Here is a 12,704-nt window from a genome sequence, read left to right as displayed (position 1 = left end):
AAAATAAAAATACCCAACTGACCTAAGCAACTCGATTGGGTATAAATAATCTAAAAAATCATTTTTGTATAAACTCTTTATTTAACTTACATTTTTATTTACCTTCTACTTTAATTCAACTTATATTTCTATGCTTCTTATACTCTCATTCAACTTATATTTCTACTTATCTTATACTTTTATAAATTCATCACAATTATTTAGTTCTCGCTATCAAAGAAATTGTATTAAAATACTTTCCATTCTCTACTTCCATCATTTTTTTGTCATTTATAGCATATGAATTATCACAATTTATCCAATCCTTCCAAGCTTCATCATGACAATTTAAAGCTTCACATTTCTCTACAATCACAGACTCCGATTCAGACCAAAGTTTATTCCACCATGTAATTGAATGGAAGTTCATATTATCTTGCCAAAATGGAATGAGTTCATCTGGTATACAATCCACGAAATCTTCTTTTAATCCAGGCATTGCCATAGCAAGTATTCCTCCCTCTTTTACAAGAGGTGATATATGATTGTCTAAAAATCCTTCTTTGTTTCCAAAGTAGTGATAAGAATCGATACTTATCACCGCATCAAAGAAACCTTCTGCATAAGGTAGTTCATGTGCCTCTGCCTGTATTGGAAATATTTTATCATCCAATTTAAACTCTTTAAATCTTTTATAGTTTTCAGTTGGTTCTATCCATAAATCTGTTGCAAATACAGTAGCATCAAATTCCTTTGCTAAAAATATCGAAGATATACCCTTACCACAACCTAAGTCTAAAATACGCATTCCCTTTTCTAGTTTTATCTTACTTGTTAATTCTTCCAATATTTTTATACAATTAGGTCCCATCATATTTTTCATGAGAAAGTCCTTATCGTATTTATTACTTTTTGTAAATATCATTCTATCTTTCCTTTCCCTATCAGTTATTATTTATTAAATTTTATACGTTTGATTTTTTATTTTTTATATGCTTCTTATATTGAGCAATCTCTTTTTTATTCATTCTTTAACAGACAATTTTAATGTGTAATTTTATCCACTCTGTGATAGTAACTTTAATGAATAATCTTATCTACTGTGATAGTTAACTTTGATGGGTAATTTTATCTACTCCACAGCAATCGCTTTAATGAGTAATCTTATCCACTCTATGATAGTTATTTTAGTGAGTAATTTTATCTACTCTACAGTAATCGCTTTAATGAGTAATCTTATCCACTCTATAATAGTCACTTTAATGAGTAATCATAATTTTTATATCATTTTAGATACTTACTCTAATAAGAAGTCATTTTCTAATACTTAATAAGTTTTAATTACTTCCACTTTAACCTATATACTAATTAACTTATTTAATTTAGTGCATATTTGACACTTTACCTTTTATTATACCATTTATTATCATAAATATAATAATTCTATTTTTTTAAAATAAATATTTATAATAATCTAAAATAAATATTTATAAATTCTAATCAATCCTAAATAATAATCTAAAATACATCAAAAAATAAACTAAAAAATATCGAAAAATAATTTAAAAGACATCAAAACTAAATCTTCTAATCAGCAATTAAAAGTCTATTTTCTTAGTTTAAAAAATAAAGATAGATTTTTTCAAAACACTGGATAAATAGGTAAAAAAATAAACAGTTAGTAAAATAAATTTTTACTAACTGTTTATTTTTATTGTTTAATATGTCCTATAAATCCTCTAAGTAATATTTTCCTTGCAAAAATTCTGATTCTAAACCTAGATTTTTAAAATAATCGACCATGCCCATACACGCAAATTTTTCTGTAGAATAATGAGTAGCACCTATAACATTAATTAAATTATCTTTTGCTATTTGATGAAACTCTAATACTGGTTCAAAATGTTTTAAAGGCTTAGTAAACCCAGTAATATATAGATTTATACCAAGTTCAGCAACTTCTCTTGCTACAAATGGATAACTTCCTCCCCCTGCTGCAATAGCAACTAAACCATCTTTTAATACAGAATCTCCATAATCATACAATTTCACATCATGACCAACAGATTTTTTAATTAATTCCTTAATCTCTTCTATTGATTTTAGTGATGTTTTACATATAACTCCTACCTCAATTTTATCGTCATATTTACAAAATGGTTTGACTATTTCTAAACCCATAGCTTTTGCAAAACTAACAGAAGTTGAATAGTCACTATAGTTGTCTAGTGGAGAATGTAATACATAAAAAGAAATTCTACGATTTTTCATCTCTTCCATATAAGATAGTGGTATGTCGTGAAATGGAAAACCTTCATCTGATGCTATGTATCCCATTGCATGATGTGAAAAAATTAAAATATCTTTTTCATCTTTATCTATAACCTGCTTAATTATTTCTTTATCAGGAAAAGTAGTTGTGTATACTTTATTAATATTTTGAGCATTATCTAATACTAATCCTATGTATTTTTTTCTAAATTCTGAAGTGATAAAATCATTTTCAAAATTCATAAAACTCCAATCATCATTAATATTTTTAATATTAAATTCTAAATCTAATTTTTTATAAAGTTCAATTGCCTTAATAATAACCACTCCTTTATAATAATATTGAATTACTACATATTAATATAGAAATTTCACGATAATAAACTTTATACGTTTAAGTATTCCTACTTAAAATTAAAAATATTATAAATATTCAAATTTATTAATATATTTTAATATTATATTTATTTTTTCTTTATTAATATTCCCCTTATTTTTATTTATTTTTTCTTTATTAATATTTTCTTTATTTTAATTTAATTTATGACATTTGTCAAATACTAGTCCTATATATTATCTTGAATTAGTTCTACCACAATTAATTTCTACTAAATAATTATAATTTAAACAATCATTCCTTACTATTTTCACACTGCTTTACAAATTCAATTGGATGTTGAATTATTTTAGAAGTTTCTTCTACAGAATATCCCTCAGATAAATATCTTCTAGCTATAACTTCCATAGACTCTCCTATCTCAATAATATGCTTATCTGGGTCATAAATACGCACTACTCTTTGTTGCCATTCATGTTTTAGTGGCTTATGGACAAACTCTACATCTTTATAATAATTGAGTTTTTCAATAAATTCGTCAAAATCATCAACCTCAAAATAAAGTTCCATATTATTTGATTTTTGTATAACTGTATCTGGATTAATCCCTGTAAGCCATGCGAAGTCTTCTTGTATAGCAAATCCTCCTTTAAATGTTACATTTTTACCTAAGTCCAATTCAATTTCTTGCTCAAATAATTCTTTGTAAAATTTTTTTGATACTTCAATATCCTTCACTGCTAATAATGAAACCTGATATTTCATAAATTTTCCTCCTAATTTTTTATTTCTATTTTTTCAGTATCTTCTATTAACATTTTTTTCTCTATCTCTTCAGTACCTTTTATTAATCCTTTATTTTTACTTTTTTAGTATCTTCTATTAACACTTTTGTTTCTACCTCTTCAGTATCTTATATCAATCTTTTATTTTTTCAATATCTTCTATTAACACTTTTGTTTCTACCTCTTCAGTATCTTATATCAATCTTTTATTTTTTCAATATCTTCTATTAACACTTTTATCTCTATCTATTCAGTACTTTCTATCAATCTTTTGTTTTTATTTTTTCAATATCTTCTATTAATACTTTTGTTTCTACCTCTTCAGTATCTTATATCAATCTTTTATTTTTTCAATATCTTCTGTTAACACTTTTATCTCTATCTCTTTAATATCTTATATTAATCCTTTATTTTTATTTTTTCAATATCATCATTAATTCCTATTTATTTTATCATCTTAAATACGAAAACACTGTGTCATATTTGCAAAATATATATTATCATCTATATTAAAGCTTCACAATTTATATTTAAAAATTCTCTTTAATTACACTACCTCTATTTAAAAAGCTACCTTAATTATACTTATAAGTAAAGGTAGCTTTTTAAATTTAATTAAATAGAATATCCACTATTAATTTATATTTAATTTATTTAGATTCACATTATAGTATCATAATCCACTTATAATCATTTGTCATATTACTTAAGTAGACTAATATATTACATAAATACACTTACATACACTTTATATTGATGCTATAAGAAATACGTTTGCTTATACGTCTTTCTCCTCTTCTTTTAGATTTTTTATCCACTCTTCAATAAGTAAAATATCATCTTTGCTCAAATTAATATTTTCATGTAATGACAACAATAAACTTTTTATAGAAGAATCATGAATATTTCTAAAAAAATCTCTTGTCTCAACTCCTATGTATTCCTTTTCTTTAATTAAAACTTCATAATGCGTATATTTATCTATCTTTTGAGAATTTAGAAATCTTTTTACTACTAATCTAGATAAAAGAGTCAAAGTTGTCGTTTGTTTCCATTGATATTTTTGCTCCATTCCTAAAACAATATCTCTAGATGTTACTTTGGAATCTGATTTCCATATAAATTTCATTATCTTTAATTCTGATTGTGGCAACTTTTTTATAGTCATGATAAAACCTTGCTACTCAGAATATAGACAAGCAATATCCATAATAAAATTTTTCGATTAAATACATCTTATACGGATTTATATAAGCTCAGACTTATAAGATATTTTTCAATCTTAATCCTAAATTTAGCTATTTGTACACGGTAAATATATATAAATAATGTCAAAATTCTCTTGTATTATATTGCTTAATTTTATGAAATATTTTGTACTCAGCTATCTATTTTGGATACTTGTCCAGTAGCTCTCCTTTCTTTTAAACTCTTTGATTTTAAATATTTGTATTTCAGTAAATCCTACTTCCTAAATTTTTTATTTACTACAACTTATTACTGAACTTCCTACTTCCTAAACTTTTTATTTACTACAACTTATTACTGAACTTCTCACTTACTAAATTTCTTACTTACTATAAATTATAACTAAACTTCTCACTTACTAAATTTCTTACTTACTATAAATTACTACTAAACTTCCTACTTTCTAAATTTCTTACTTGCTACAAATTATTACTAAACTTCCTACTCCCTAAATTTCTTACTTGCTATAAATTATTACTAAACTTCCTACTTTCTAAATTTCTTACTTACTATAAATTATTACTAAACTTCCTACTCCCTAATTTTCTTACTTACTATAAATTATTACTAAATTTCCTACTTTCTAAATTTCTTACTTACTACAAATTATTACTAAACTTCCTACTCCCTAAATTTCTTACTTGCTATAAATTATTACTAAACTTCCTACTCCCTAAGTTTCTTACTTGCTACAAATTATTACTAAACTTCCTACTTCCTAAATTTCTTACTTGCTATAAATTATTACTACTAAACTTCCCACTTACTAAATTTCTTACTTACTACTACTTATAACTAAACTTCCCACTTCCTAAATTTCTTACTTACTACCACTTATCACTAAACTTCCCACTTACTAAATTTCTTACTTACTACTACTTATAACTAAACTTCCCACTTCCTAAATTTCTTACTTACTACCACTTATCACTAAACTTCCTACTTTCTAAATTTCTTGCTTCTTAAGAATAATGTTAATTTTAATTTTAAGATTATAGTTTTTACCTTGTTTAATTGAAACATTCTATATAATTATATCCTTCTATTTTAGAGTTTTTTTATTTATATATTACAAAGTTTAAATTTTTTCATTAATTATATTATAAATTTTCCATATATTTCAACATAAATACATATATATATATGTTATTTCTAAAAATACTACACAAAAACTCTACTTTAGTAGAACTTAATGGCGCAAAATACTTCAATTTAAAACATTTATCGTACTTTAAATAAATAACTATAATAATATACTTACAATAGTTACATAGAAGCTATTATAACTACACAGAACAGCGTATAATTAAAACTTTTTTAGGATGTCATTATATTTTTTCTTAAAATTAAAAAACACTATACCATAATTCTATTTTAGTAGAATTTTTTTGTCAATAATAAAATTAAATATTAACTAAAAAATAAAAAAAATGGAATTATCTAAAGAATTTAATAACCTTACAATAATTCCAAAATATTATTTCTATGAAAATTTTGATACCATGAGTAACTCAGCCATAAGCGCATAAAGCACAAGTTACTCTTTACTTTAATAAAACTTGACAAGAAAAGAATTTATCCTTATTCTACTCTAATAGAGTTAATTTGTCAATAAAGAATAAAATTATTTTCAAAATATTTTCATTCTTCATTCTTATCTGTTATTATTTTATAAAATATCACTTAATTAGAGGTAATTTTAGTATTGTTTTTAGTCCCTGACTATCAATGCTCGTAATATCTAATTTACCTCTATGTGCATTAATAATGCCAGATACTATCAAAATACCTAGACCATGATTTTGACCTTTGGCATATGCCTCACTTAGTCCATTTTGGCTCTTTAATAAACTATTAATTCTTTCTTGACTCATACCTTTTCCATCATCTTCAACAATTATATAGCAAAAATCTAAATCAGACTTAGAGGTAACCCTTATATTACATCCTTGTTGGTTATGAGTTATACTATTTTGTATTAAATTACTAATAGCCCTTTTTAATAATTTTTTATCTGCATCTATAATAATATCTTCATTTAGTATATCAAGTTCAACGTAAAAGTCATTATCCAAATTATTATTTATAAACTCAGAAATAAGCTCTCTCAAAAACGCAGAAACTCTAATCTTATCACAATTCAATGCTTGCATATTATATTCAAGTTTAGACACTAAATTTAGGTCATTTACTAATTCTCTGATTTTAATCCCTTGATTGCATATAATAGACACTTGCTCTTGTTCTCTATTTGAAAGGCTACTGCTTTCTTCAAGTTCTCCAGCATATCCAATTATCATTGAAAGTGGAGTTCTTATATCATGAGATATTCCTGCAATCCAGTTAGACCTAGCTTCCTCTTTCTTCCTAAGTTTTTCATCTTTCATTTGCAACTCTTTAGATACAGTATTAATAGATTTTGAAATATCACTTAGTATTCCTTTTTCTTGTAAAAGTACTGGCTCTCCTTTTGACATAAGCTTTATGCCAGTAATAATTGGTTTTATAGATTTCACCATTTTTAAACCTATGAATAGAGCTATTAAAAAAGTAACTATTGCATTAACCAAAAACATACCTATTATTAACATAGGAAATTGTTCTATTTCCTTAACCGTATAAGTAAGGTTAAACTTAGTGTACTTGTCTTTTGGATAACCTGTTACTAATATTCCATTTGGATGTTCCCATACATACACAGGATAGTCCTTTAAAAAGAACCTTGAAAACTTTGCTACATCTGTCAAAGTATAATGACTTGGAATTTCTTTTGGTAAATCAAATCCCCATATTCTATCTCCATTGTTATCAATTAACATTGCCCAAACTTTATTTTTATGTAGTATTTCCTTACTAGAATCATCTAAAATAAACTTTCCATCTTTTAAAACCAAATTATCTTCAATCATAATCAAGTTTGATTTTATTTCTCTGCTATCACTTGTATCTAAATTATCAGAGTATTTAGATACAAATAACATATATGAAAACAGAAGAAAACCTGCTATATTTAATACAATAAAAAGTAATGAAATCAAGATACTTGAACCTATAAATCGCCTCAATATGTACTTTACACTATCCAAAATTAAATCACTCCTCTTGATTTCTTTTATTCTAATATCTAAAATTAATTAATCATCAACTTATATCCAAGACCTCTTACTGTAATAAGATGTTTAGGTGTAGATGGAGTTTTTTCTATCTTCTCTCTAACCCTTCTAACATGAACCATAAGGGTATTTTCATATCCATACATATCATCTCCCCAAATGGCTTGACATAGTGAATCATTAGTAACAATTCTCCCTTTATTTTCATACAACTTTAAAAGCAACGAATGCTCTTTAGCTGTTAAAGAAATCTCTTGCCCTTCTTTCTCAACACATGCACTATTTAAATTCACAACAACAGAATCTCCCAGTTTAAATACTGGCAACTCCTCTTCTTCTATAGGCACATATACACGATTTAATATACCCACAAGCCTTAAAGTAAGTTCCTTTGGTAAAAATGGCTTTACTATATAATCGTCAGCCCCTAAGCCCAAACCAATCAATCTATCTTCATCTTCACCTCTTGCAGAGAGAAAAATCACTGGTATTTTAGATGTCTCTCTAATTTTTCTCATAATAGAAAAACCATCTCCATCTGGCAATACAACATCTAAAATTGCACAATCTGGCTTTACATTTCTAAATACCTTAACAGCTTCCTCATAACTTGATGCTAAAAATACTCTACTAAATCCCTCTTTTCTCAGGATTTCATCTATCATTTTTAATAATTCCTTGTGGTCATCAACCACAAGTATTTTTTTATCTTTTATTGACTCCATAATCATCACCCTCCTTTAGTATACCATATACCCATTTTCACAACTTTGCCTAAATAGACTTTTAAGGTTATTGTAAGGTAAATTTCAGCTAATTGAAATGTAACCAAGTTATTATACTGATATAAGTTAAAAGAATCAATAAGCACAGATTAAAAAAGGGGATGAAACATATGGAAATGATAATTAGAACACAAAGACTTTCAAAGGAATACAATAAAATATTTAGAGTAAAGGATATAGACCTAAGAGTTCCACAAGGAGCTGTATATGGTTTTTTGGGTCCTAATGGAGCTGGAAAATCTACCACTCTTAAAATGCTTCTTGGACTTGCTAAACCCACACAAGGAAATATTAATATTTTAGGTAAAGAGTTAAATGAAAAAAATAGAATATCAATTTTAAAAGATATAGGTTCTTTGATAGAATCTCCATCATACTATGGTCATCTTACAGGGCTTGAAAACATGACCATAATGCAAAGACTCTTAGATTTACCTAAAAAAAATGTAAATGAAGCATTAAAAATTGTAAGGTTAGAAAATCAAAAAAATAAAAAAGTTAGTCAATATTCTTTAGGTATGAAGCAACGTCTTGGTATTGCTATGGCAATAATGAAGTTTCCCAAATTATTAATACTTGATGAACCTACAAATGGACTCGACCCAGCAGGGATTGAGGAAATTAGAGAATTAATAAAATCTCTACCAGAAAAATACGGGATGACTGTTCTAATCTCTAGCCATCTTTTAAGTGAAATTGACCAAATTGCCACATCAATAGGAATAATAAATCATGGCGAACTGGTTTTTCAAGATAGCATAAAAGAACTTCATAATAGAGGTCAAAGTCAGATTGCTATCAAAACTAAGAATGTTGTATCTGCACAAAAACTATTAAATACTAAAGGATATATGTCACTTATACAAGATGGGTACTTGACTATTGAAAATTTAAAAGACTCAGATGTGGCTAAAATAAATGGTATGCTTGTCCATTCAAATATAGATGTATTTAGAATAGAAGAACATAAAAAAAGCTTGGAAGATATATTCTTAGAACTTACTGGTAAGGCGGTGACTTTATAATGAAATACCTTGGTCTAGAATTTTATAAACTTAAAAGAAAGAAGATTATTCTGATGACCTTTTTATTTGCAGCTGTTGAAATAATGTGGTGTATCGTAAATTCAAATAGAGCTATTACACGTAATCCAGATATGTTAGGTGGATTTGAATATTCCTATATGCTTATGAGTTTTGCAAGTTTAAATGGTCTATTCTTTCCTATCTTAATATCAATAATCACATCACGTATAAGCGATATAGAACATAAAGGAGATACATGGAAGCTTTTAAAATCTTCTGTGACATCTTTAAATAGTATTTATTTATCTAAATTTTTATGTTCTGCTATTTTGGTATCTATACCTGTATTGATGCAAGTGTTATCTATTGTGTTGTTTGGACATTTTAGAGGGGTTATTGAGTCAATTTCTGTATCTTTACTTTTAAAATACACATTAGGAACAATTCTTGTAAGTATTGCTATCATTGCACTACACCTATGGATTGCAACTGTAATTCCAAATCAAATGATTGCAATTACATTTGGCATGATTGGTAGTTTTATAGGTTTGACATCAGGTTTGTTTTATCAAGGTATTCGTAGATTGTTTATATGGTCTTATTACCTAGAGTTATCACCTTTAAGTTATGCTTATGATAATGTTTTAGGTTCATCTGTCTATAGAATTGATATGAATTTTTCTATCACGATTTTAGTTTTCTTAATTGGAATGCTAATTTATTATATTGGAAGAAATCATTTATTAAAAAAAGAAGTATAGGAGGGATTTAAATGTTAAGGAAGTCAGTCTTGGGAGAAATTCTAAAGTTAAAAAATTCTTTTATATGGTATGTATTATTAGCTTTGCCACTTATAAGTGTGTTGATTGGTTCTGGTAATTTTTATCTAAATCAAGGCATACTCAAAAAAGAATGGTACAGCTTATGGACTCAAGTTAGTCTTTTTTATGGGGAATTTTTCTTTCCTATCTTAATTGCAATCTTTTGTGCATATATTTGTAGGCTTGAACATATGAATCATAATTGGAATAATGTAATGACACTGCCAGTTAATTTAAAAAATATCTTTTTATCTAAACTTACAGTAGTTTCAATACTTACAGCTATTACACAAGTTTTCTTTGTTATCTTTTATATAGTTGCAGGAAATATGTTTGGTTTTTCTGGTAGTGTACCTAAAGAATTGACTGGTTGGATTGCTAAAGGTTGGATTATTTCTATTTCAATAGCTTCTATACAATTATACATGTCTATAAAGATTAGAAGTTTTGCAACTCCTATTGGTATTAGTCTTTGCCTTTCTCTATTTGGTATGGGATTAATAGTAGCAAAACCTGCTGTTGGTATATTTTTCCCTTATTCTATGTTAGGTAGTGCTATGGGGGTTATAAAGCAATCTGCTTTAAATGTTAATGACACTATAGTTACAATATGTGTTGCATTTATTACTACTATAGTATTTTCTGAAATTGCCAATAGAAATTTTAGAAAGAATGATGTTATTTCTTAATGGTAAATGCTAGATATTTTTGGGTTTGAAATTTATATTCTTTTTAGTTGAAATCTATATCCATTTTATTTAAAAATATATATCTTTTATTTGAATTTTATATGTTTTATCTACTCGCTATATAATAGATATACTCCTAAAATTTAAAAATATATAATAATATTATTATTTAAAATTATTATGTATTATATTAAAACTTAATGCAAAAACAATTTTTATATTATATAATGAAACTTAATTAAATATAGGTAAAAAATCATTCAATATATTAAATAAATATTTAACTTTAATAATCTATATTTAATTATAGCTATAACATAGAATTATCAAATATATTGAATGAATATTTGAATCTTGGAATGTGTAATTAAATTAAGTTTGGTTATTCGATGGAAGGCAAATTTGATATAAAACTCCATTTAAAGTGCCAGATAAAAACTTTATGGTTATATAAAAGTTAAAAGTAATTTATAGTGTTATAGAACATTCAAAGGGATTTAAAGTAATCTATGGTGTTTTGAAATATTCAAAGGGATTTAAACTAATCTATAGTCTTGTAGAATATTCAAAGAGATTTAAAACAATCTATAATGTTGTAAAATATATTCAAAGGGATTTAAACTAATCTATAGTCTTGTAGAATATTCAAAGAGATTTAAAGCAATCTATAATGCTGTAAAATATATTCAAGGGGATTTGAAGTAATTTATTGTGTTTTGAAATATTCAAAAAGATTTTTGGAATAGTTTTTATAAATTTACCAGTACTAATAATTTTATGTTTAACATTTAGATGACCTAAAATCAACTATTTGCACTTTTGTATTCATCTAAAATCATTTTATAATATTTTTAAATAATGGAAAGGATGTTTGAATATGTTTGAATCAAGATGTGGTGTCTGTTGTGACAGTTGTACAAAAAAAGAACAAGTAAATTGCACTGGTTGCCCAACTATGGAAAAACCATTTTGGGGTGGAGAATGTAAGGTTAAAACTTGCTGTGAAAGTAAGGAACTTAATCATTGTGGTGAATGTGATACTTTCCCTTGTGATATGCTTTTAAATAAGGGAAAAGACCAAGGTTTTGACCCTATGGTAAATATTGAGCAATGTAGAAAATGGCTTGAAGAAACAGTTTCTAATTAATTGTTTTAGAATGCTTTGTTAAGGAATTTATTTAATCCTTTGTTAGGTAGTATGTTTAGTCATTTGTTGATTAGTATATTTATACATTTATTGATGGGTATATTTAGCCATACAAATAGATTTACATAAAATTTACGACTAAAAAAGAGTTGAGTATTAGTTTTTATTATTTAAAACGGATATTCAACTCTTTTTTATGTCTAACTTTTTTGATTTTTTAATCTTTCCAATACCACCACTTTAATTTTTCTGGTTCTGGATTTTCAGTTGATGCAAAATATACTGCACATCTGTATACATATAACTGACATCTGTCTATGTGCTGTCCACGCATTAAACATTCCTTTTCATACATTTGTGCTGGGTTTGCATCTTTAAGTGATTTAATAGTTGTATATCCTAACATGATTAAAGATTTTTCTGTTGCTTTCCCTACCCCTGGAATTTTTTGTAGTTCTCCCATACTTCACCTTCTTTCTGGTATATTCTTTTTATATTATACCT

Annotated in this window: 11 protein-coding genes; 4 read left to right on the top strand and 7 right to left on the bottom strand. The window is 26.1% G+C overall.

Annotated elements, in window-relative coordinates; all coding sequences use genetic code 11:
- Window positions 1–196 precede the first annotated feature (196 nt).
- The 6 genes from CDIF1296T_RS04220 to CDIF1296T_RS04195 form a co-directional block, all read right to left on the bottom strand.
- Window positions 197–904 (bottom strand): SAM-dependent methyltransferase, encoded by a 708-nt coding sequence (locus tag CDIF1296T_RS04220; protein WP_003439170.1) that lies wholly within the window; start codon window positions 902–904, stop codon window positions 197–199.
- Window positions 905–1,707: 803 nt separating this feature from the next.
- A complete protein-coding gene (locus CDIF1296T_RS04215) occupies window positions 1,708–2,577 on the bottom strand; it encodes a Nif3-like dinuclear metal center hexameric protein (protein ID WP_020397797.1) in 870 nt (289 codons plus the stop codon).
- A 304-nt stretch (window positions 2,578–2,881) separates the two neighbouring features.
- A complete protein-coding gene (locus CDIF1296T_RS04210; protein WP_009895702.1) occupies window positions 2,882–3,352 on the bottom strand; it encodes a VOC family protein in 471 nt (156 codons plus the stop codon).
- A gap of 798 nt (window positions 3,353–4,150) precedes the next feature.
- On the bottom strand, window positions 4,151–4,540 hold the full coding sequence (locus tag CDIF1296T_RS04205) for a BlaI/MecI/CopY family transcriptional regulator (protein WP_003426867.1): 390 nt from the start codon (window positions 4,538–4,540) through the stop codon (window positions 4,151–4,153).
- Window positions 4,541–6,299: 1,759 nt separating this feature from the next.
- Window positions 6,300–7,706, bottom strand: coding sequence for a sensor histidine kinase (locus CDIF1296T_RS04200; RefSeq protein ID WP_009895701.1), 1,407 nt, complete (start codon window positions 7,704–7,706; stop codon window positions 6,300–6,302).
- Window positions 7,707–7,750: 44 nt separating this feature from the next.
- Window positions 7,751–8,458, bottom strand: coding sequence for a response regulator transcription factor (locus tag CDIF1296T_RS04195; RefSeq protein ID WP_009895700.1), 708 nt, complete (start codon window positions 8,456–8,458; stop codon window positions 7,751–7,753).
- 170 nt (window positions 8,459–8,628) lie between these two features.
- Between CDIF1296T_RS04195 and CDIF1296T_RS04190 the strand changes: the two genes are divergently transcribed.
- The 4 genes from CDIF1296T_RS04190 to CDIF1296T_RS04170 all read left to right on the top strand — a co-directional run bounded on the left by CDIF1296T_RS04190 (window position 8,629) and on the right by CDIF1296T_RS04170 (window position 12,200).
- Window positions 8,629–9,543 carry an ABC transporter ATP-binding protein gene (locus CDIF1296T_RS04190; RefSeq protein ID WP_009895699.1) on the top strand — a complete coding sequence of 305 codons (915 nt, stop codon included), beginning with the start codon at window positions 8,629–8,631 and terminating at the stop codon, window positions 9,541–9,543.
- Entirely contained in the window at window positions 9,543–10,304 is a 762-nt protein-coding gene (locus CDIF1296T_RS04185; protein WP_009895698.1) for an ABC transporter permease, read from the top strand. Before CDIF1296T_RS04190 ends, CDIF1296T_RS04185 begins: the two co-directional genes overlap by 1 nt.
- 11 nt (window positions 10,305–10,315) lie before the next feature.
- Window positions 10,316–11,053, top strand: coding sequence for an ABC transporter permease (locus CDIF1296T_RS04180; RefSeq protein WP_003439186.1), 738 nt, complete (start codon window positions 10,316–10,318; stop codon window positions 11,051–11,053).
- An 877-nt stretch (window positions 11,054–11,930) separates the two neighbouring features.
- Window positions 11,931–12,200: a DUF3795 domain-containing protein gene (locus CDIF1296T_RS04170; protein ID WP_003426848.1), complete on the top strand. Its 270-nt coding sequence runs from the start codon at window positions 11,931–11,933 to the stop codon at window positions 12,198–12,200.
- A gap of 217 nt (window positions 12,201–12,417) precedes the next feature.
- On the opposite strand, the gene cdd1 is transcribed toward CDIF1296T_RS04170, so the two are convergent.
- Window positions 12,418–12,663, bottom strand: coding sequence for a protein Cdd1 (cdd1, locus tag CDIF1296T_RS04165; protein WP_009888450.1), 246 nt, complete (start codon window positions 12,661–12,663; stop codon window positions 12,418–12,420).
- Window positions 12,664–12,704 lie beyond the last annotated feature (41 nt).

This window comes from Clostridioides difficile ATCC 9689 = DSM 1296, from assembly GCF_001077535.1.
In the GTDB taxonomy this organism is placed as follows: Bacteria; Bacillota; Clostridia; order Peptostreptococcales; family Peptostreptococcaceae; genus Clostridioides; species Clostridioides difficile.
The sequence above is the reverse complement of the archived record's forward strand: the minus strand, read 5'-3'. Positions and strand labels throughout refer to the sequence as shown.

Excerpts from the sequence above, each read along its gene's own strand:
- cdd1 (WP_009888450.1), bottom strand. The coding sequence starts at position 12,663 with ATGGGAGAACTACAAAAAATTCCAGGGGTAGGGAAAGCAACAGAAAAA.
- CDIF1296T_RS04220 (WP_003439170.1), bottom strand. The coding sequence starts at position 904 with ATGATATTTACAAAAAGTAATAAATACGATAAGGACTTTCTCATGAAA.
- CDIF1296T_RS04190 (WP_009895699.1), top strand. The coding sequence starts at position 8,629 with ATGGAAATGATAATTAGAACACAAAGACTTTCAAAGGAATACAATAAA.
- CDIF1296T_RS04205 (WP_003426867.1), bottom strand. The coding sequence starts at position 4,540 with ATGACTATAAAAAAGTTGCCACAATCAGAATTAAAGATAATGAAATTT.
- CDIF1296T_RS04195 (WP_009895700.1), bottom strand. The coding sequence starts at position 8,458 with ATGGAGTCAATAAAAGATAAAAAAATACTTGTGGTTGATGACCACAAG.
- CDIF1296T_RS04180 (WP_003439186.1), top strand. The coding sequence starts at position 10,316 with ATGTTAAGGAAGTCAGTCTTGGGAGAAATTCTAAAGTTAAAAAATTCT.
- CDIF1296T_RS04210 (WP_009895702.1), bottom strand. The coding sequence starts at position 3,352 with ATGAAATATCAGGTTTCATTATTAGCAGTGAAGGATATTGAAGTATCA.
- CDIF1296T_RS04170 (WP_003426848.1), top strand. The coding sequence starts at position 11,931 with ATGTTTGAATCAAGATGTGGTGTCTGTTGTGACAGTTGTACAAAAAAA.
- CDIF1296T_RS04185 (WP_009895698.1), top strand. The coding sequence starts at position 9,543 with ATGAAATACCTTGGTCTAGAATTTTATAAACTTAAAAGAAAGAAGATT.